The sequence below is a fragment of the Pseudarthrobacter sp. NS4 genome (assembly GCF_024758005.1).
GTDB lineage: Bacteria > Actinomycetota > Actinomycetes > Actinomycetales > Micrococcaceae > Arthrobacter.
On record NZ_CP103288.1, the window covers coordinates 108,854 to 130,194 of the forward strand.

Consider the following 21,341-nt stretch of genomic DNA (forward strand, 5'->3'; position numbering starts at 1 on the left):
TCGGAGGGAGAGGGGCGAACGGCAGAATGCGAATCATGCGTTGCTGCTAATACCGCGAGGTCCTGAATGAGCTGTTGTATCTCACGGTCACGGTCACGGTCTCGAGGCGGGCTTTGTGAAAGCTGGACGAATTTCCCGGGGTGAAGGAGAACAAGAGGCCGGCCTGGGGACGGCACTGCAGCCTCCTCGGGCCCAATTGGGTCCGAAAACTCTGGTTGTCCCACACAGCCTCCCTTAACGCGTTTCTGCCGATGCTGTTCCGAGTGCGGCGGGAGGGTTTTCCTGAATCGTCATTGATAGATCCCTTACGTCTGGAGGGATATTCCCTGCAGCAGACTTTAGTAAGGCCTTGGCTACTCTAATTTGGAGGGCTCCAACAAAAATATGCCTGTCATTTCGGTGCAGATGCACCGGTTCGCCCTATGCTGCGAGAGGCGAGAGGTCATCTGGTTCGGTTCCTTCACCGCCATGACCGCCATGACCGCCGCAACCGGAACTGCCCTGCTCATCACCGCCGCGCCGCATGTGAGAGGCCTCTATTGGAAAGGACGGTCGGAAAGTCGATCGTTCACCGTTCCCTGAGCAGATGCCGGCCCTATCGGGTGAGACCTTTCTGTGTTTGCTTGGTGGCGCCAATTGCTGCGCGGTTTTGCGGGCGGTGGGGGCTTTGCTGTGCGGGACCTGCCTGCCCGCGTCGCAATCGTCGCGCCGCTGAGTCTTTCAACTTCCGTTGGCCTACCTAAGTAATTTTTTGGGCACTGCAAGTCGGCTAGACGAGGTATTGGAATGCACTCCAGCTCTCGCGACTCCGGACGTCAGAACTGCTCAACTGGACCCACTGGATGCCGTGGGGAACGGGGTGCACCGGGCCGCCGGACAGCCACGGGCGGAGGAAGAGGAATTATTGGGCCACGGCGACTAACCGCTGGGCCTGACCGGCGCCATGTGCAGCCCGAGCACGATCACGGATGTCGTCCTACGCTGACCGCCGGCCGCGGCCGGCCGCCCCCCGGGACCTGCCCTTGTTCCCGTCGCGCCAACGGCCTACAGTTTGGCCATGACAACGGAGGACGATCCCCGGCCAGGACCCCGCCCGGAAGGGCCCGCACATGGGGAGGTGCCGGAGAAGCAGCTGCACCGGTGGAAGGGCGAAGGCGGGGCACTGCCGCCGGAGCCCGAACCGGACCCTGAAGACGAGGACGACGGCAACAACTGAGGCGAAGCGACCGGCAGATTCGAAACAATTGACAGCATCGACGAGGACCAGCAGGCAGTCCCGCTGGAGCGGCTCCTCATCGGGCGGTAGCGGTGCCATTTAGACCCTCTCCCCCGCCCATTTTTAAAGAGCCGATAATTTAGATTCCGTTAACTTGCCTCTCTCGGCCAAGTCGGTCGGCTACGACGTCGCACGGGCGTTGGCATAGGCCTTTCCTCTTCCCGATTAATAGGGGAGGGGGAGGAACAGCACCGCTTTTTTGGGGAATTCTTCCCATGTCCTGTACGTTGCAGGACCGGTAACCCACCCCAACAGAGAAGAGATGCACCGCCGTGGCAACCGATTACGACGAACTGCGCACCGACGTTAAGGAGTCCCAGGAAAATTCGCTGGAGGCCCTGAAGTCCGCCAAAGCACCGGATGCCAAGTCTGTAGTTCAGGAGCTCGACGAGGCTGACACCCTCGACGGCCTCACCCCGGGCGGCGAGTTCATTGCCGAAGAGCTCGTTGTGCAGGTCATTCCGCAGGCTGAGGATGAGTTCACCTGCAACTCGTGCTTCCTGGTCCGCCACCGTTCGCAGAAGGCGCGCGAGAAGGACGGCCATGCCTACTGTGTCGAATGTGAGGGCTGAGCCCCACTACTGGCCGGCTGTCCCGGAGCAGGTCTGGGACAGCATCCGCGACGAATTTACCCTGCCAACCGCTGCAGACATGGAGACCCACTTCCGTTCTCTCGGCGGGCCCGAAGGGATGCGCCGGACCGTCCGGGTGTTTATCGGCGAGGAAACCTTCTGCCCGGGCTTCCAGCTCAAAGACGGGGTTCTCCACGAACCCGTACTGCGGCTCTTTGACCACGCCATGGCGCTGAAGGTCCCGCACAACGTGTTCGCCGCGTGGATGGTCAGCCCGCTGTCAGTCGGGGCGTGCTCCAGACCCGTGGACATGCTGGACAGCATGACGCTGCTCCAGAGCTCCCTCGCTGCTTTCGCAGACAGGCACCGCCCGGTCGAAAAACGACGCTGACGCCTTGATGGCTACTCTCTTTGGCCAGGCGTGCATGATTCGAGGTCTTCAGCTGGTTTTGGGTTCTGATCTTCAGCAGTGCCACGTGAGGCTCGACTCTCTTGGAGCGAAAAAGGAATAGGGAAGCCTTCCAGCGCCTTGTTGCTGATGGGGCCGCTGACCGTTGGCTGCCTCATTCGAAAGGACCCTCTTGCCCACAGCTTTCATTCCCTTCACCATGCGCGCCTCAGCCCGTAATGACCACCGCGGCACCTTCCGCACTGACATTGAACGACTGAGCGCCGGACACCGGCACTGGGCGCCCCTGGACGTGCTCAGATCCACGAATACCCAGGCTGTTTTCCGCGGTGCTGTCCCGAAGGGCGTACACACCGCGACTGATGCGAGCCTTGCACGCTTCCTCCAGGACCGTCTCGCCACTGTTGACATCCATCTGGACCTCAGCGTCACGATCGAGCGATAGCCGGCCCCAAAGCCCCGGACCACGGTCCGGGGCTTTTCTTGTGCCCGTTATAGTCACGAGTCCGGTCAGGCCAAAGGAATGCCAAAAGAACCGCTGCTGACAGGGTCTCGGAGATCGCCTCGCCGAAGAGCCGCATTGGACAGCCTGGCAGACAGCGCGTGGCCACTTGCGGCCGCCGATCGGCCGGCCTCACCTGGCAAGCGAAACTCGACGCAACGATCGGCGTGGCGTCAGAATAGGGCGAAATTTCCGTTTTATTGACAGTCGCTCATGATGTTCTCAAATCCCACCCTGACAGTCGAATGGCAGGAAACCGAGGTGCGGTAGCCCGAGAATCATCGAAATAGGCCAAAGAATCGGGACTCGATGAGACTCGCTTGCGGCCGGAGCTGACGAAGTCCCCTCTTGCGGCTCGACAGGTGTCTGAGAACGAGACCGAAGCCCCACCGGCAGGTGAATCCTCCCTTGTGAAACCGCCTTTACGTCAGGCTGGGGTGTGCTCAACTGGACTAACTTCCGGGCGTGAGGCAGGTTTTTGGACCCAAGGAGGGTTTGGCTCACTGAAGCGGCGTCCGACCTCGGCCTCTGACCCGGGTTCCGGCCGGTCGTTCCCCACTTGGTTCGGGCACGCAGCCTGACCGGGTTGCGCGTGACAGGAATCACGGTTAGCCTGTTTAGGCAGGCGATACAGCCTGAAGGATTGTTACTCGGATACGAGGCAAGACCTGAGACGCACGGAGACGTGTGGCTCGGGTCTTTTTTTGTGCCCGGAAACGGAACGGACAGAAAGGACTGCCATGGCTTCCGTGAATTACCGGTCGTTGGCCGCTGACATTTTGGAGCATGTCGGCGGCGAAGAAAACATCGTTGGTGCTACTCATTGCGCCACCCGGCTACGGCTCAAGCTTCGCGACGATGCAAAAGCAGACACCGCCGCCGTCGAAAAGCTCCCCGGTGTCATTACGGTCATGAAGGCCGGTGGACAGTACCAAGTGGTGATCGGCAACGATGTTCCCACCGTTTTCGCCGAACTGGGCAAGATCAGCCGCTTCGGTAAAGACGACACGGCGCATGAGACTCCTTCCGAGGGCAACCTGCTCAACCGTTTCATCGACATGGTGTCCTCCATCTTCACGCCGGTCCTGTGGCCATTGGCCGGGGCCGGATTGCTCAAGGCGTTCCTCAGCATGGGCACCACCTTCGGCTGGGTGGCCCCGACCAACCAGACGTATATCATCCTTTCCGCCGCCGCTGACGCGCTGTTCTACTTCCTGCCGATGTTTTTGGCCGTCACGGCAGCCCGCAGGTTCAAGACCAATCAGTTCACCTCCATGGCGATCGCCGGCGCCCTGGTCTACCCGAGCATTGTTGCCATGGCCGCCGCAGGCGAGCCGGTAGCTTTCGCCGGTATTCCGCTGGTGATGATGAACTACACCAGTTCGGTGATCCCGATCATCGTTGCCGTCTGGTTGCAGGGCTACCTGGAGCGGTTCCTGCTGAAAATTCTTCCGTCCGCCGTCCGAAACTTCCTTACCCCCCTGCTGTCCATCGCCATCATGGTTCCGTTGACCCTGCTCACGGTAGGCCCGCTCACCACCCTCGCCGCTCAGGGCCTCTCCTCCGGCATCACGGCCATCTTCGCCTTCGCCCCCTGGTTGGCCGGTGCCGTCATGGGTGGTTTGTGGCAGGTGTTCGTGCTGTTCGGTCTGCACTGGGGCCTCGTCCCGATCATGACCACTGAGCTGGCGAGCAATGGCTACTCCCTTCTCATGGGTCCGCTTGTCCCTGCTGTTTTGGCGCAGGCCGGCGCAATGGTTGCTGTTGCCATCCGCAGCCGCAGCGCCAAGCGACGCCAGGTCGCTGCACCCGCGGCCCTTTCAGGTTTCCTCGCCGGTGTCACCGAACCCGGGATCTACGGCGTGAACCTTCCGCTTAAGAAGCCGTTTTACTTCGGCATCGCGGGTGGCGCCCTGGGCGGTGCCATTGCTGCGGTTGGCGGAAGCGCCTCCAGTGCATTTGTCTTCCCGTCCCTACTTGCCCTTCCGGCGTTCACCTCGGTAGGCAGCTTCACGCTGCAACTGGTGGGAACCGGCGTCGCCATCGTCGTCGCCTTCACGCTTACTTTCTTCTTCGGCCCGCGCGAACAGGCCGACGACGCTGCCGCGCCGGCAGTGGACCGCCCCGCAGGCGAAGGTGCTGCGGCCCCTACCGAATCCGCCCCGGGCGCAGGCACCGGAAGCGTCAAAGCACTGGCCCCTGTCTCGGGCACTGTCGTAGCCCTCGCTGATGTGCCGGACAAGGTGTTTGCCTCCGGTGCCATGGGTGGCGGCATCGGCATCATCCCCGAAGATGACCGCGTCCATTCGCCTATCTCCGGCACCGTTCAGGCGGTCATGAAGACCGGTCACGCCTACGGCATCAAGTCCGACGACGGCGTTGAGGTCCTGGTCCACATCGGCATCGACACCGTTCAGATGGACGGCGACGGCTTCGAAGCCGCCGTAACCCGTGGCCAGCGCGTGGAGGCAGGAGACCTGCTGGCCACTGCGGACAGGGCAAAGATCCTTGCTGCAGGCTACGACTCCACCACGCTGATGGTAATCACCAACACGAAGGCTTTGACCGCCGTCGTTCCTGTCACCAAGGGGCACCTGACGCAGGGTACCCCTGCACTTGACGTCGAACTCTAAACCCTGTTACGAAAGGACCAAAGGCACTATGAGCCACGCAGCAACGAAGGCAGCAACCGGACCATTTCCCGAAGGATTCCTGTGGGGAGGCGCAACTGCCGCCAACCAGCTTGAGGGCGCCTATGCCGAGGGCGGCAAGGGCCTGTCCATCCAGGACGTGATGCCCAAGGGCATCATGACCCCTCCCACCGAGGGCCCGACGCCGGACAACCTCAAGCAGGTGGGCATCGACTTCTACAACCGCTACGCCGAGGACATCGCGCTCTTCGCCGAGATGGGCTTCAAGGTATACCGCTTCTCCATCGCGTGGAGCCGCATCTTCCCCAACGGGGACGACGAACAACCCAACGAGGAAGGCCTTGCCTTCTACGACCGGGTGCTGGATGAACTGGAGAAGCACGGCATCACGCCGATGGTGACCATCAGCCACTACGAGACGCCGCTGAATCTGGCCCGCACCTACGGCGGCTGGACCAACCGTAAGCTGATCGCGTTCTACGAGCGCTACTGCCAGGTACTGTTCGAGCGCTTTGGCAGCCGCGTCAAATACTGGCTGACCTTCAACGAGATCAATTCGGTCATCCACGCGCCCTTCCTCTCCGGCGGCATTCCCACCCCGCGCGAGGAACTGACCGAAGCGGACCTGTACCAGGCCATCCACCATGAGCTGGTTGCCTCTGCCCGCGCCACTCGGCTGGCGCGGGAAATCATGCCCGGTGCACAGGTGGGCTGCATGATCCTGGCCCTGCCGGTCTACCCGCTGACGCCATCTCCTGATGATGTGGTAAAGGCCATGGACACCGCCCACGCCAGCTACGCCTTCGGTGACATCCACTGCCGGGGCACGTACCCCGGCTACCTGCTGCGTTACTTCCGCGACAACGGGATCCGGTTGGATATCACCGATCAGGACCGCGAGGACCTGCTGAACACGGTGGACTTTGTTTCCTTCAGCTACTACATGAGCATTTGCGAATCTGCGGACCCGTCTGCCGCTGCGGGCGAAGGCAACATTATGGGAGGGGTTCCCAATCCCACCCTGGAATCTTCGGAATGGGGATGGCAGATTGACCCGAAGGGCCTGCGCGTAGTGCTGAACGACTACTGGGAGCGGTGGCAGAAGCCGTTGTTCATCGTGGAGAACGGAATCGGCGCCAAGGACGTGCTGGTGGAGCTCGACGGTGAACTGACCGTGGAGGATGACTACCGCATCGAGTACATGAATGACCACCTGGTCCAGGTCCGGGAGGCCATCGCTGACGGTGTGCAGGTGTTGGGGTACACCTCGTGGGGCTGCATCGACGTCGTCAGTGCCTCCACCGCGCAACTGAGCAAGCGTTACGGTTTCATCTACGTTGACAGGAACGACGACGGTTCCGGCACCTTGGAGCGCTACCGGAAGAAGTCGTTCGGTTGGTACCGGGATGTGATCGCGAGCAATGGCGCCAGCCTTGGCTGACTGATGCTGCAATGATGTGGTGTGTGGCGGGACCCGTTCCCGCCCACACCACCCGTTGAAGGGTTTGAAGCATCGTTAGTCCAAGTTCTCAACACCAAGGCAGGAGAAACAACGACGTGGACATCCTGCGCGTCTTCAACAACAACGTGGTGCTCTCGCGCGATGCAAACGGCCGCGAAGTGATCCTCACCGGCCGCGGGTTGGGCTTCCAGGCCAAGCCGGGACAGGTAATCGACCCGGCAAAAGTGCTGCGGACCTTTGTTCCCGAGGACGGCCGCGATCCGGACAATCTGGGCGCCATGGTTGCGGCCATTCCGCCGGAGCACGTGCTCCTCGCCGAGGAAGCCCTTGATGCCGGTCGCAGCGAAATGCAGATTCCGGCTAGCACGGTGCTGTCGATCGCTCTCGCTGATCACCTGAGCTTTGCTATCAAGCGGCTGCGCCAGGGCGTGGTGTTTGACTACCCGCTACGGGCCGAGGTCTCCCACCTTTACCCGGCAGAGCTGCGCGCCGCGCGGCGCATTCTTGAATTCGTCAATGCCCGGCTGGAGGCTCCTCTGTCCGACGATGAGGCAGTGGCCATTGCGCTGCACCTGGTCAACGCAGGGTTCGCCACCGGGGATCTGTCCTACACCTACCAGATGACGGGAGTGTTTGCGCAGCTGTTCGAGGTGCTTGAGCAGGCATACAGCCGCCCTTTCGACCGGAACACCGTCAACGCCGCCAGATTCATCACGCATCTTAGGTACTTCTTTGTCCGCGCGAATTCCGGCCGGCAGCTCGAAGACGGCGCCGGCAAGCTGGCGGCGGCGATCAAGGGTTCCTACCCGGAGGCCTACTCAACGGCACTGAAGCTCCAGGCAGTCCTCGAGCTCCGGTTGGGCGAACCGCTGACGGAGGACGAAGTCACGTACCTCACCCTCCACGTGGCGCGGATGGTGGATGAGGACCGCGCGTAAACAGCGTGAGCCCGCCAGCCCCGAGTTCGTTCCTCGTCCGACAACCCGGGGCCGATATAACTGATCTTCCGTCAACCTGACTGGGCTCGGACAAGCTCGCTCCGGCGACTCTGATCAGTCCATGGCCGGGGTCAGTTCTGGTTATCCACGGCTGAGAATTGGGAGCCGTTGGGTAGCTCCCTGGCAGCAGTAGCGATGGATAACCTATGAGAACTGTCCCCAGCCATGGGCGGGCGGACCGGACTGCTCGTTAAACGTAGATGAAATCCGGTTGTTCCGAGGACCAGACAAGGAGTCGCGTGTCAGCTTTGGGTGTGCCCCAACTGGTCGGAGGGCTTTAGGAGCCGTCACAGTGCTATTTGGCTGGACCTCCCTAGACGTGGTTGCCGTCATCAAGTACTCTTGGGTAAACCTTGTTAGCGCTAACAAAATTAGGATCATCTGTGAATCTTCCTGGCACCGAAAATATGGCCGATGCCGTCCGCTCCGGACGAGGTCGTCTAGGAATCGAACTGGGCTCTACGCGAATCAAAGCCTGCTTGATCGGGGATGACCCTAGCAAGGTACTGGCGCTTGGGAGTTTTACCTGGGAGAACTCGTTTGAGGACGGGATGTGGACGTACTCGCTGCAGGAGGTCTGGTCCGGAGTGCAGGCGGCCTACGCCGATCTTCTGGACGACTCGGAGCGCCGACACGGTGTGCGACCCACGGCTCTCGAATCCATCGGCATTTCGGCGATGATGCATGGTTACCTCGCATTCGATGGCGAGGGTGACCTACTCGTGCCGTTCCGTACGTGGCGGAACACAACAACCGGGCCGGCAGCCGAAGAACTCACGAGACTTTTCGATGTGAACATCCCCCTTCGCTGGTCCATAGCTCACTTGCACCAGGCAGTTTTGGATCAGGAACCCCATGTTCCGCAGATCGACTTCATGACCACGCTAGCGGGCTACGTCCACTGGCGCCTGACCAGTCGAAAGGTCCTTGGAGTAGGTGACGCCTCCGGCATGTTCCCAATTGATTCAGCGACGCACGACTATGACGCGGCGCTGATGAAGCGCTACAACGCCCTCGTTGCCGAAACCGTTTCCGGAATGGATATCGCCCAGCTGCTTCCTGAAGTGCTCGTCGCAGGTGAGAAGGCTGGAAGGTTGACAGAAGCCGGAGCACGGCTGCTTGACCCCTCGGGTGTTCTGCAGTCCGGCGCGGTATTTTGTCCACCCGAGGGGGATGCGGGCACCGGTATGGTAGCCACGTGTTCGGTAGCTCCCCGGACTGGAAACGTCAGCGCCGGCACAAGCATTTTCGCGATGGTTGTGCTCGAGCGTCCGTTGGCACAGGTGCACCACGAGCTCGATCTCGTGACCACTCCGGCTGGCGCCCCCGTAGCGATGGTCCATTGCAACAACGGTGCCAGTGAACTCGCTGCATGGGTGCACCTTTTCACCCAGTTCGCCATCGCAGCAGGCGTGTCCGTTGATTCCGATACAGCATTCAATGCACTCCTGCAGGAAGCGCTGACGGGTGAAGCAGATGCAGGTGGCCTGCTGGCCTACAACTACCTTGCAGGGGAACCTATCGCAGGGCTCAGCGAGGGGCGCCCTCTATTCGTGCGGGCACCCGACAGCAGCTTTACCCTGGCCAACTTCATGCGGGCTCAACTCTATGGAGCATTCGCCACCCTCATCCTCGGAATGAGGGTGCTCGCCAGCGAAGAAGTCGCCATCGACAGGATGTTTGCCCACGGCGGCATGTTCCGAACCGCCGGCGTTGCCCAGCGCTTCTTGGCCAGCGCCTTGGACGCGCCTGTTTCAGTGGCGGAATCCGCTTCCGAGGGCGGCGCTTGGGGAATCGCCGTTCTGGCCGCCTTCGTTACCGACCCATCCGATGACCTCGATGAGTACCTTCGAAACTCTGTGTTCGGCGGCGCAGCCTTCGAGACCACCAATCCAGACCCGGCCGACACTGCCGGCTTCACGGAATACCTCGACCGCTACAGCGCCGGCCTGAGCATCCAGCGCACCGCTGTTGACACCCTCACCCTTAAAGGAGCAACCCCATGACCGATGTCAAAGAGAACCAGCCCATCAATCCCATTCCTGCCGACGTCGCCGAAGTCATCGACCAAGTCCGCGTCGAGGTCTCCAGGCTGCACGCCGAACTGGTCCGCTACAACCTTGTTGTGTGGACCGGCGGCAACGTGTCTGGCCGCGTTCCAGGCACCAACTATTTCGTGATTAAGCCAAGCGGCGTGCTGTACGACGAGCTGGCACCCGAGAACATGATTCTTTGTACCCTTGACGGCAAAGTCGTGCCAGGGTCCCTGGGCTCGGAAAGATCCCCCTCGAGTGACACGGCCGCCCATGCCTACGTCTATAGGCACATGCCCGATATCGGGGGAGTCGTCCACACCCACTCGCCCTATGCCGTGGCCTGGGCAGCACATGGTGAGCCCATCCCCTGCGTGACAACCGCTATTGCCGACGAATTCGGCGGCGAGATCCCGGTCGGCCCCTTCGCCATCATCGGCGATGATTCAATTGGCCGCGGCATTGTCGAAACCTTGAGAGGGCACCGCTCCCGCGCTGTACTGATGAAGAACCATGGTCCGTTCACCATCGGCAAGGACGCCCGTGATGCCGTCAAAGCAGCCGTTATGGTTGAAGACGTCGCCCGCTCCGTGTTGTTCTCACGGCAGCTCGGGAACCCCCATGAGATTGCCCCCGATGCAGTCGACTCCCTCTTTAACCGGTATCAGAATGTCTACGGACAGGACCCAACGGGAGCCCTGAACTGACACTAACCTTCACAAACGGCAGATCGCTGGCCAGTCTCATCGAGAGTGCCGGTGATTCTTGTGTCCCCTTCTGGGCTTAGTGGCATGACAAGAAGCAGCAATGGGCGAATGCCGCGGCTGAAAGATGTAGCTGATGTTGCCGGAGTTTCGCACCAGACCGTCTCCCGGGTGGTCAATAACCACCCTCATGTCAGTAGGGCGACCCGGGAGAAGGTGGAGTCCGCCATCACAGAACTCGGTTACCGCCGAAACACTGCCGCGCGGAGTCTTGTGACTCGGCGTTCACAGACCATAGGCGTACTGGCCAGCGAACTGTCTCAGTACGGCCCGGCCCACACCCTGTTGGGCATGGAACAGGCAGCCCGCGACGCCGGCTACTTCGTCAGCATCGCGGCGCTGCGTGAGGTGACCAAAGAGGGCATATTCAATGCTGTCAGGCACTTCACAGACCAGTCCGTTGACGGGATAGTGGCGCTGGTGCCGCATGCGGATACCGTCAAGGTGTTGGATGAGATGAACCTGGCCGTGCCTGTGGTGGCGGTCGGGTCCTCTGGAAACAGCAACGTCAGTGGGGCAATGGTTGACCAGCGCCACGGTGCCCGGCTCGCGGTCAGGCACCTGCTAGAGCAGGGCCATCGGCGTATAGCCCATGTGTGCGGTCCACCCGGCTGGACAGACAGCGGTGAACGCGCGGCCGGTTGGCGGGAAGCATTGCGCAACGCTGGCCTGCCTGACGAGCTTCTTCTGGAAGGTGACTGGAGCGCCGGCAGTGGCTACGAGATAGGCCGGAAGCTTGCTGCAGAACGCACGGTCACAGCCCTGTTCGTGGGCAACGACCAAATGGCTTTGGGAGTGCTGCGAGCCTTCGCGGAGATGCATGTCAGGGTCCCCTACGATGTCTCGGTTGTAGGCTTCGATGACCAGCCGGAGTCCGGCTACTTCACCCCGCCGCTCACCACGGTGCGGCAGGATTTTGAAGAGCTGGGTCGCCGATGTGTCGACGTCGTGCTGCGAGGAATCGAGGCAGGAGCGGGCGCAAGCTTCATCGTCGTTACCCCTCGGTTAGTACTGCGGGCAAGCACGGCCCCACCAGAAATTTAGCCACTCAATTCTGTTGGGAGAGAACATGTTGACTTCAGAATTGTTAGCGTTCACAATATATGTAGCTTGAGGCCGTGGCAGCTACGCGGTGTACTTCTACGCAGCTCCCAATGAGCGAGTCAGAGACAGCCGACTCGCCCTGTTGCCCGCTTCCATAACGCCTACGGCCAGAGGAGACACAGGCCACGAAATCGGCCCCGTCTCACAAATCTTCCAGGAGAACCCATGAGCAGCGCAGCAAACACCTCCCTCGACGGCTACGAGGTCTGGTTCCTCACCGGCAGCCAGCACTTGTACGGCGAGGACGTCCTCAAGCAGGTGGCCGCCCAGTCGCAGGAGATCGCCAACCAGCTGAACGCTTCGGCTTCAGTGCCGGTGCGGATTGTCTGGAAGCCGGTCCTGACGGATTCGGACGCGATCCGCCGCACGGCCCTCGAGGCCAACTCGAACGATTCCGTCATTGGCGTCACGGCCTGGATGCACACCTTCAGCCCGGCCAAAATGTGGATCCAGGGCCTGGACCTGCTCCGCAAGCCGCTCCTGCACCTGCACACCCAGGCCAACGTGGAACTGCCCTGGGCGGACATCGACTTCGACTTCATGAACCTTAACCAGGCCGCCCACGGCGACCGGGAGTTCGGCTACATCCAGTCCCGGCTCGGCATCGCCCGCAAGACAGTGGTGGGGCACGTTTCCAACCCCGAGGTGGCCCGCGAGGTGGGCTCGTGGCAGCGCGCCGCCGCCGGTTGGGCCGCCATCCGTACGCTGAAGCTGACCCGGTTCGGCGACAACATGCGCAACGTGGCCGTCACGGAAGGCGACAAGACCGAGGCCGAGCTGCGCTTCGGCGTCGCGGTCAACACCTGGTCCGTGAACGAGCTCGCCGACGCCGTGCACGGGGCCGCAGAGTCCGACGTCGACGCGCTGGTTGCCGAATACCAGGACCTTTACGACGTAGTTCCGGAGCTCCGTCAAGGTGCCGCTCGCCACGATTCACTGCGCTACGGTGCCAGGATCGAACTGGGCCTGCGCAGCTTCCTGGAAGCCAACGGATCCGCCGCCTTCACCACATCCTTCGAGGACCTGGGCGCCCTCCGCCAGCTCCCCGGCCTGGCCGTCCAGCGGCTCATGGCCGCCGGCTATACGGCTTCGGAGCCGAGGGTGACTGGAAGACCGCCATCCTGGTCCGCGCCGCCAAGGTGATGGGTGCTGGACTGCCCGGTGGCGCATCGCTGATGGAGGACTACACGTATCACCTTGAACCAGGGGCCGAAAAGATCCTGGGCGCCCACATGCTGGAGGTCTGCCCGTCCCTGACGGTCATGAAACCCCGCCTGGAAATCCACCCGCTGGGCATCGGCGGCAAGGAAGACCCGGTCCGCCTGGTATTCGACGCCGACGCCTCCCCGGGCGTCGTGGTGGCCCTGTCCGACATGCGGGACCGTTTCCGCCTGGTGGCCAACGCCGTTGACGTGGTTCCGCTGGACCAGCCGCTGCCGAACCTGCCGGTGGCACGCGCGCTGTGGCAGCCCAAGCCGGACTTCGCCACCTCGGCTGCGGCCTGGCTGACGGCCGGAGCCGCTCACCACACCGTATTGTCCACGCAGGTGGGCATGGACGTGTTCGAGGACTTCGCGGAGATCGCCAAAACCGAACTGCTCACCATCGACGACGGGACCACCATCCGCCAGTTCAAGAAGGACCTGAACTGGAACGCTGCCTACTACAAACTCGCGGGAGGACTGTGACCGAGGTTGTGGAGGGCGAAGCTGCGGCGCTGCAGGTGCTCGGCGAGGATTCCGTACCGGACACCCGCGCCAACCGTGACAGTGAGAGCTATCTCGTCAACCTTGCCGGGGTCGAGCATGTCAAGGGATACCAGTATCCCGGGACTGTCCGCAATGTCATTGAAGGAGTGGCGGGAGCCAAGGGCGCTAATACGTGTAGCTCCTGCCACCGAACGCCGAAGGTCGGTGAGTGAGGTCGGGTGCTCCATCGTCCGGGCACGGTACTCGTAATTACCCGCCAGTTTAGCCTGTCCTGTACTTGTTCCTCGATCATGGTCGTCCTTGTCCAGCCGATGTCGCGGCAATTCAATTGAAAGCCGCGGCAGGCGAAAGGGTGCCCTGCCGTCCTACAACGTTATAGACTGTCAACGCACGTGACGTATCGGGCATCACGGCGGGATACCAGGGAGCGGCATGGCGGTCACTATAAAGGACGTTGCGCTGGCGGCCGGCGTCTCGATAAAGACTGTCTCCAACGTCATCAACGATTACCAATACATCCGCGCGGACACCAAGCAGCGGGTCACGGAGGCCATCGCCAACCTCGGCTACAGCCCCAATCTGTCCGCGCGGAGCCTGCGCTTGGGCAAGACCGGCGTGATCGGGCTCGCGGTTCCCGAACTCTCGCTCAGCTACTTCGCCGAACTGGCGGACTCCGTCATCAAGGCCGCCGAACGGCGCGGCCTCAAGGTTCTGATCGAACAGACCGGCGGCGACCGCGCCCGCGAACTCGAGATACTCTCCAGCCCGCGGTTGCAATTGACCGACGGGTTGTTGTTCAGCCCATTAGGCGTGTCCAATGAAGACGCTCACCACCTCAACGTCAACTTCCCGCTCGTCCTCCTCGGCGAGCGAATTTTCGGCGGACCCACCGACCACGTGACCATGAGTAACGTGCAGTCCGCGCGGGCTGCAACAGCCCATCTGCTCTCGAAGGGCCGGACACGTATCGCCGTGGTCGGAGGACACGAAGGGGAGGTCATTGGTTCTGCCGGGCTCCGCCTGCGCGGTTACCAGCAGGCGCTCGAGGAAGCGGGCATCCCGTTCGACCCAAAGCTCGTGGCCTACACCACTTTGTGGCACCGCTCCAACGGCGCCACCTCAATGCGGGAATTGCTCAAGACCGGCGTCAAGTTCGACGCGATGTTCGGCTTGAATGACACGTTGGCACTCGGTGCCATGCGCGTGCTGCAGGAGGCAGGCCTGCGAATTCCCGACGACGTCGCCGTCATCGGTTTTGACGATCTCGACGAGGGCAGGTATTCGTTACCCACGCTGTCGACTATCGATCCGGGTAGGGGCGAAATCGCCGAGACGGCCGTGCGTATCCTGCAGGAGCGGATCTCAGGACATGATGCGGCCCCCCGGGAGTTCGAGGCGCGGTTCCAAGTCATCGAGCGCGAGTCCTCGAGCCTGCCCACCAGCTGAAAACCCCGAGGGGCAAAATTTTTCGAACAACCGCTTGACAGTGACGGGCCTCACTCGGCATGCTTTTTCTACAACGTTTACTTACAACGATGCAATAACGGACCAGGCACTTGCGAAAGCCTCGCTGCGAGGCGTACCTGCAGGAGGACGGACCCGGATCAAGGAAGATCGAGCGGCACAGCACTTGGTGCCCCGGCGATCCTCCTTCAAGCATCGCCCGGACCGGCCGCCTACGGGCGGACCACGGTGGAATGCCACCGCGAGAGGAAGCAAGAGATATGAAAGCCAAGTTCCTGGCATCGGCTGGCATCGTCGCCGCCACTGCCGTAGTACTGACAGGCTGCTCCGGGGGAAGCGGCGGGGGAGGCGGCGCGGCGGCCGCGTCCTGCACCAACACCATTGTTAACGCGGAGGCGCCCCAAGTCACCGTTTGGGCCTGGTACCCCGCGTTCAACGAGGTTGTCGACAACTTCAACAACACCAACAGCGACGTGCAGATCTGCTGGACCAACGCCGGCCAGGGCAACGATGAGTACACGAAGTTCTCGACCTCGATCGAGTCCGGTTCGGGCGCCCCCGACGTGATCCAGCTCGAGTCGGAGGTGCTCGCCAGCTTTACCATCCGCGACGCGCTTGTGGACCTCACCGAGTTCGGCGCCAATGACGTCAAGGACCAGTACGCCGAAGGCGCCTGGGAGGATGCCTCAAGCGGTGACGCCGTGTATGCCATCCCGGTCGACGGCGGCCCCATGGGGATGCTCTACCGCCAGGACATCTTCGACGCAGCAGGCATCCAGGTACCGACAACCTGGAAAGAGTTCGAAGCCGCAGCCCAAAAGTTGAAGGAGTCCGGCAACGGTGCCGTCATCGCCGACTTCCCCACCAACGGGCGTGCGTTCAACCAGGCCTTGTTCGCCCAGGCCGGTTCGGTGCCGTTCGAATATGACTCCGCCAACCCCCAGGAAATCGGGATCAAGGTCAATGACCAGGGTGCCAAGGACGTCCTGAAGTACTGGGACGGACTGGTCAAGAAGGGGCTCGTTGCCACCGATGACGCCTTCACCGCGGACTACAACACCAAGCTCGTCGACGGCTCATACGCCGTCTACCTCGCCGCGGCCTGGGGTCCCGGCTACCTGCAGGGCCTGTCCGACGCCGACCCGGACGCGGTCTGGCGTGCCGCCCCACTCCCGCAGTGGGACGCAGCAAACCCCGTCGACGTCAACTGGGGCGGTTCCACCTTCGCAGTGACCAAGCAGGCCAAGGACAAGAAACTCGCAGCGAAGGTGGCCATGGGCATCTTCGGAAACAAAGAAGCTATGAACCTCGGCGTTGACAAGGGAGCATTGTTCCCCTCGTACTCGCCCGTCCTCGATTCCGAGGAATTTGCCAACAAGGAATACCCGTTCTTTGGCGGACAGCAGATCAACAAGGACGTTTTCCTGAAGGCAGCTGAGGGCTACGAGGGCGCGACCTTTAGTCCGTTCCAGAACTACGCCTACGACCAGTTGACTGTGCAGCTCTACTCGATGGTCCAAGGCGAGAAGGACGCGGGCAAGGCCCTCGACGATCTCCAGGCGTCCCTCGAGCAGTACGCGACCGAGCAGGGATTCACCCTGAAGTAACCGCCGGGGTAGGTGCCCGCGTCCATCGCGGGCACCTACCCGTCCGGCCCTCGTGGACACCTCCACCGCGCCATCCGTCCCATTGCTTGAGGAAAGACCATCATGGCTACGACCACCGCGCCGAGTTCGGCCCCGCAGGCCAAGACCCCGGCCCCCGCAAAGCATCGCCCCGACAAGAACTACCGGCACCGGCAGCGCTGGGGATGGGTCTTCGTTGCGCCCTTCGCGGCAATCTTCCTGACCTTCCTCATCCTCCCCCTGGTCTACGCCTTCAGGATGAGCCTTTTCACCAGCACCCTGGCCACTGGCACCAAGTTCGTCGGCGCGGACAACTACCTCAAGGCCTTCTCCGACCCGATCTTCCTGCAGGGACTGGCGACGGTAGCGAAGTTCGCACTGATCATGATTCCCGCGCAAATGATCGTAGCCCTGCTCGCAGCCCTCGTCCTCGACAACCTTGCCACCTGGGCGTCCAAGTTCTCCCGTTTGATGATCTTCGTCCCGTACGCGGTTCCCGTGGTCATCGGCGCCCTCATGTGGGGCTTCCTGTACAGCCCACGCTTCGGGCCGGCCGGCTCCATCTTCGGCATTTTCGGCATGGCCGCCCCGGAGTTCCTGGCGCAGGACAGTATTTTCGGCAGCCTCGTCAACATCGTGACCTGGCAGTGGGCCGGCTACTACATGATCATCATCTATGCCGCACTGCGCGGTATCGATCCCGGCATCTACGAGGCAGCCGTGCTCGACGGCGCCTCCGACCGGCAGATCGCATGGCGGATAAAGGTCCCCATGATCTCTTCCTCCCTCGTGATGGTGGTCATCTTTGCTCTCATCGGCACCCTGCAGTTCTTCACTGAACCGCAAGTGCTCCGCGGAGTGGCACAGGGCGCCATTCCGACGTCGTATACCCCCAATATGTATGCCTTCTCGCTGGCCTTCTCCTACAGCCAGTTCAACTATGCCTCCGCCATCTCCTTCGCGCTCGGCATCGTCGTGTTCGTTTTCTCCTTCCTCTTCCTCTTCCTGACCCGCAAGCAGAGCGGACTGAAATAAGCCATGGCACTCGTCACCGAAACCCCCCAACTCGAGGGCGGCCGGAAAGGCCGCAGCGCTGCAGGCCGTAACAGGGCCCGCAATGGCGGCCCCCGCATCGGCTCGCATATCTTCCTGCTTATCCTCGTTATCTACTTCATCACCCCCATTTGGTGGTTGACGGTCGCCAGCACCAAGGACACCGCTGGCCTCTTCGGCGGCTCGGGCGGACCCCTCTGGTTCGACGACGAGTTCCACTTCTTCAGCAACATCCAAGGCTTGTTCGAACGGCAGGACGGCATCTACTGGCGTTGGCTCGGGAACTCATTCCTCTACGCCATCTCGGGAGGCGTCGGGGCAACCATCCTCGCCGTGCTTGCAGGCTACGGCTTCGCCAAGTACAACTTTCGCGGGCGGGGGCCCTTCTTTGGGCTCCTGCTGGGTGCAGTCATGGTGCCCCTGACGGCACTGGTCATCCCGACCTTCGTGCTCCTGAGCTCTGTGGGGCTGGTGAACACCATCTGGGCCGTGATCCTGCCCTCGCTCCTCAGCCCGTTCGGTGTGTACCTCATGAGGGTCTTCGCCCAGGAAGCGGTTCCGGATGAATTACTCGACGCCGCCCGGATTGACGGCGCGGGAGAGTTCCGCACGTTCGTCCAGATTGCACTGCCCCTGCTGCGCCCGGCGATCGTGACGGTACTGCTGTTGTCCATCGTCGGGACCTGGAACAACTTCTTCCTGCCGCTGGCAGTCCTCAGTGATCCCCTGTTGCTCCCCGTCACGGTGGGGCTCAACGGATGGCAGGCCCTGTCCAACGCCGGAAGCGGCGGCGAGGCCCTATGGAATCTGATCACCACGGGTGCCTTCGTCTCGATCATCCCGCTGATCATCGCGTTCCTTTCCCTTCAGAAGTACTGGCAGGGCGGGTTGTCGCTGGGCTCGCTCAAATAACCTCCAGACCGCTGCCGGCCCACGCCACCACGCACAGAAAGTAGTTTGATGCAGAACGCACGCCTCACGCTCGACCCCCACTTCACGGTCGGGCGGATCAACCGCAACATCTTCGGCGGGTTCGTCGAACACCTTGGCCGCCACGTCTACGACGGCATCTACGAGCCCGGCCACGAGAGCGCCGATAACGAAGGGTTCCGCCAGGACGTCATCGAACTCGTGAAGGAGATGGGTGTCTCCACCATCCGCTATCCCGGCGGCAACTTCGTCTCCGGGTTCTGCTGGGAAGACAGCGTGGGACCGCGCGAGGAGCGCCCGACCCGCCTCGATCTCGCCTGGCATTCCACCGAGACCAACCAGGTGGGCATGCACGAGTTCGCCTCCTGGCTGCAGAAGGTGGACAGCGATCTCATGATGGCCGTGAACCTAGGAACGCGGGGAACCACCGAAGCGCTCCAGCTTCTTGAGTACTCGAACCTGCCCAAGGGTACAACCCTTGCCGACCGGCGCATGGCCAACGGCCACCCCGACCCGTTCGGCGTCAAGATCTGGTGCCTGGGCAACGAGATGGATGGCCCCTGGCAGATCGGGCACCGCTCAGCCGAGGACTACGGCAAGCTCGCGGCCATTACGGGGCGGGCAATGCGCCAGCTGGACCCGTCGATCGAGCTCGTGGCCTGTGGTTCCTCGAGCGCCCACATGCCAACATTCGCCGAGTGGGAGCGCGTGGTGCTCACCCACACCTATGACGTCGTCGACTACATCTCCTGCCACGCATACTACGAGGAGAAGAACGGTGACCTTGGGTCATTCCTCGCATCCGCCGTCGACATGGATCACTTCATCGAGTCCGTGGTGGCGACCGCCGACCATGTGAAGGCCGTACGCGGGAGCTCGAAGACGATTAATATCTCCTTCGACGAGTGGAACGTCTGGTACATCAGCCGCTTCGAGAACGTCGACAAGATTGAGGGCCTCGACAATTGGCCGGCGGCTCCGCGCCTGCTCGAGGACTGCTACTCAGTGGCGGACGCCGTCGTGTTCGGTAACCTCATGATCTCGCTGCTGAAGCACGCTGACCGCGTCACCTCGGCGTCACTGGCGCAGCTCGTCAATGTTATCGCGCCCATCATGACGGAGCCGGGCGGCCCGGCATGGCGCCAGACCACGTTTTTCCCGTTCTCGATCACGTCGAAGCTCGCGCAGGGCTCGGTACTTGAACTCAAGCTCGACGCCGGGACGTACGAGACCAGCGAGTACGGTACTGTGCCGCTCGTCGACGCTGTGGCCACGCACGACGACGAAACGGGTGCGACCGCCGTCTTCCTCGTCAATCGGTCCCAGACCGAAGAGACCACCGTGACCATCGATATCGCGGCACTCAACGGGTTCAGCTCTGTCGAGGCGCAGTCGCTGTTCGATACGGACGTGTATGCGAAGAACACCCTCGAGGAGCCCGAGCGCGTGACCATGAAGACCAACACCTCCGCCACCCTGGACGGTGGTGCAGTCACTATTACCCTTCCTCCCGTGTCATGGACGGCCGTTTCCCTCGCATGAACCACCGCGAATACAGGATCGAGGGCGGCGGCTACACGGCCGTCGTCCTCGGTTTCGGGGCCACTGTCCGTGAACTGACTTACGAGGGGCGGCCGCTCGTAGTGGGCTTCGGTTCCGACGAGGAAATGCCCAACTTCCGTGGCGCCTTCGTGGCTCCGTGGCCCAACCGCATCGCCGATGGGCGCTATACGTTCGACGGGGAGGACTACCAACTTGCCGTCAATGAGCCGGAGCGGGGCGCCGCACTGCACGGGCTCGTGTTCGGCATCCCTTGGACACTCGTGAAGCACACCCCGAGCACGCTTAAACTGGCCTGCACCATCGAGCCCACGGCGGCCTACCCCTTTAAGCTCTCCCTCCAAGCGCGGTTCAGCCTCGACGGGCAGGGCTTCAGGACAGATGTAGCAGCATCTAATATTGGCCCGCGGCGCGCACCCTACGGCGTCTGCCCTCACCCGTACCTTGTGGGCGGGCCGTCACCGCTCGATGAGTGGGTGCTCGAGCTGCCGGCCTCAACGGTCCTGACAGTAACTCCCGACCGTCTGCTGCCCGTGGCCAAGGAATCAGTCGCCGGTACTCCCTTCGACTTCCGCTCGGCCCGTGCCATCGGTGACGTGCAAATCGACCACGCCTTCACGAACCTCACCCTGGATCGCGACGGGCGCGCCATAGTCCGGGTCATCGATCCCGCGGTCGGGACCGGCACAGCGATGGTGTGGGACGCGAGCTGCCCCTGGGTGCAGATCCACACGGCGGACCTTCCGAGAAGACCAGAGAGCACCCGGCTCGGGCTTGCCGTCGAGCCCATGACATGCCCGCCGGAGGCCTTTAACACGGGCGAGGACCTCGTAATCCTCGAACCGGGGGAATCGCACAGCACGGGCTGGACCATCGCCGCCCTTTAGCTCTGGTCGGGTTTCATAGGCCAACCGCGTCGATGAGCGTGAAGGACGGGGACCCCGAAGACGCTTCGCCAAGAACGCGCCGTCAAGCCGCGCCAGAGGCAGGTGACTCGGCTCGGTGTAAATCCTGGCCGGATGTCCCTGCACAGCCCCTTTTGGGGCCGCTCCCCGCCGCTTCGAACTGCCGACAACGGATATTCCGTCAACCTGCCTCGGCCGGGCAAACCCGTGCTTGCTGATCACGCGGCCGGAAACTGGTGGCGACTCTGATCCGTCCATGGCTGGGGTCAATTCAGGTTGTCCACGGCTGGGATAGGAGCCGTTGGGGTAGCTCCCTGGCAGCAG

The 21,341-nt window shown here is 62.2% G+C and carries 17 protein-coding genes and 1 pseudogene; 17 read left to right on the forward strand and 1 reads right to left on the reverse strand.

All coding sequences use genetic code 11. From position 1 onward, the window contains the following. The first annotated feature begins 1,057 nt into the window (after positions 1-1,057). From NXY83_RS00495 to araA, 11 genes and pseudogenes are all read left to right on the forward strand, one after another. On the forward strand, positions 1,058-1,216 hold the full coding sequence (locus NXY83_RS00495; protein ID WP_258804176.1) for a hypothetical protein: 159 nt from the start codon (positions 1,058-1,060) through the stop codon (positions 1,214-1,216). Positions 1,217-1,548: 332 nt separating this feature from the next. Beyond that, positions 1,549-1,848, forward strand: coding sequence for a DUF4193 domain-containing protein (locus NXY83_RS00500; RefSeq protein WP_258804177.1), 300 nt, complete (start codon positions 1,549-1,551; stop codon positions 1,846-1,848). Then, on the forward strand, positions 1,820-2,239 hold the full coding sequence (locus NXY83_RS00505; protein WP_258804178.1) for a hypothetical protein: 420 nt from the start codon (positions 1,820-1,822) through the stop codon (positions 2,237-2,239). Before NXY83_RS00500 ends, NXY83_RS00505 begins: the two co-directional genes overlap by 29 nt. A gap of 190 nt (positions 2,240-2,429) precedes the next feature. Continuing rightward, a complete protein-coding gene (locus NXY83_RS00510; protein ID WP_258804179.1) occupies positions 2,430-2,702 on the forward strand; it encodes a hypothetical protein in 273 nt (90 codons plus the stop codon). Positions 2,703-3,499: 797 nt separating this feature from the next. Further along, a complete protein-coding gene (locus NXY83_RS00515) occupies positions 3,500-5,392 on the forward strand; it encodes a beta-glucoside-specific PTS transporter subunit IIABC (RefSeq protein ID WP_258804180.1) in 1,893 nt (630 codons plus the stop codon). Positions 5,393-5,420: 28 nt separating this feature from the next. After that, entirely contained in the window at positions 5,421-6,851 is a 1,431-nt protein-coding gene (locus NXY83_RS00520) for a glycoside hydrolase family 1 protein (RefSeq protein WP_258804181.1), read from the forward strand. Between the two features lie 116 nt (positions 6,852-6,967). Continuing rightward, positions 6,968-7,810 carry a PRD domain-containing protein gene (locus tag NXY83_RS00525; protein ID WP_258804182.1) on the forward strand — a complete coding sequence of 281 codons (843 nt, stop codon included), beginning with the start codon at positions 6,968-6,970 and terminating at the stop codon, positions 7,808-7,810. Between the two features lie 467 nt (positions 7,811-8,277). Then, entirely contained in the window at positions 8,278-9,876 is a 1,599-nt protein-coding gene (locus NXY83_RS00530; RefSeq protein ID WP_258806376.1) for a xylulokinase, read from the forward strand. Next, entirely contained in the window at positions 9,873-10,610 is a 738-nt protein-coding gene (locus NXY83_RS00535; RefSeq protein WP_258804183.1) for an L-ribulose-5-phosphate 4-epimerase, read from the forward strand. The genes NXY83_RS00530 and NXY83_RS00535 overlap by 4 nt, the downstream gene beginning before the upstream one ends. A gap of 84 nt (positions 10,611-10,694) precedes the next feature. Continuing rightward, positions 10,695-11,711 (forward strand): LacI family DNA-binding transcriptional regulator, encoded by a 1,017-nt coding sequence (locus NXY83_RS00540; protein WP_258804184.1) that lies wholly within the window; start codon positions 10,695-10,697, stop codon positions 11,709-11,711. A gap of 225 nt (positions 11,712-11,936) precedes the next feature. Further along, positions 11,937-13,459 (forward strand): annotated as a pseudogene (gene araA, locus NXY83_RS00545) (L-arabinose isomerase). On the opposite strand, the gene NXY83_RS20955 reads toward araA, so the two are convergent. Continuing rightward, positions 13,435-13,707 carry an FAD-binding protein gene (locus tag NXY83_RS20955; RefSeq protein WP_397427542.1) on the reverse strand — a complete coding sequence of 91 codons (273 nt, stop codon included), beginning with the start codon at positions 13,705-13,707 and terminating at the stop codon, positions 13,435-13,437. The pseudogene araA and the gene NXY83_RS20955 overlap by 25 nt on opposite strands. Positions 13,708-13,912: 205 nt before the next feature. Between NXY83_RS20955 and NXY83_RS00555 the strand changes: the two genes are divergently transcribed. The 6 genes from NXY83_RS00555 to NXY83_RS00580 all read left to right on the forward strand — a co-directional run bounded on the left by NXY83_RS00555 (position 13,913) and on the right by NXY83_RS00580 (position 20,999). After that, positions 13,913-14,926 carry a LacI family DNA-binding transcriptional regulator gene (locus NXY83_RS00555; RefSeq protein WP_258804186.1) on the forward strand — a complete coding sequence of 338 codons (1,014 nt, stop codon included), beginning with the start codon at positions 13,913-13,915 and terminating at the stop codon, positions 14,924-14,926. A 278-nt stretch (positions 14,927-15,204) separates the two neighbouring features. Then, positions 15,205-16,551 (forward strand): ABC transporter substrate-binding protein, encoded by a 1,347-nt coding sequence (locus NXY83_RS00560; protein WP_258804187.1) that lies wholly within the window; start codon positions 15,205-15,207, stop codon positions 16,549-16,551. 102 nt (positions 16,552-16,653) lie between these two features. Next, positions 16,654-17,604, forward strand: a complete 951-nt coding sequence (locus NXY83_RS00565; protein WP_258804188.1) for a carbohydrate ABC transporter permease — start codon at positions 16,654-16,656, stop codon at positions 17,602-17,604. Positions 17,605-17,607: 3 nt separating this feature from the next. After that, a complete protein-coding gene (locus NXY83_RS00570; RefSeq protein ID WP_258804189.1) occupies positions 17,608-18,534 on the forward strand; it encodes a carbohydrate ABC transporter permease in 927 nt (308 codons plus the stop codon). A gap of 48 nt (positions 18,535-18,582) precedes the next feature. After that, positions 18,583-20,094 (forward strand): alpha-N-arabinofuranosidase, encoded by a 1,512-nt coding sequence (locus NXY83_RS00575; RefSeq protein ID WP_258804190.1) that lies wholly within the window; start codon positions 18,583-18,585, stop codon positions 20,092-20,094. Then, positions 20,091-20,999: an aldose 1-epimerase family protein gene (locus tag NXY83_RS00580; protein WP_258804191.1), complete on the forward strand. Its 909-nt coding sequence runs from the start codon at positions 20,091-20,093 to the stop codon at positions 20,997-20,999. The genes NXY83_RS00575 and NXY83_RS00580 overlap by 4 nt, the downstream gene beginning before the upstream one ends. Positions 21,000-21,341 lie beyond the last annotated feature (342 nt).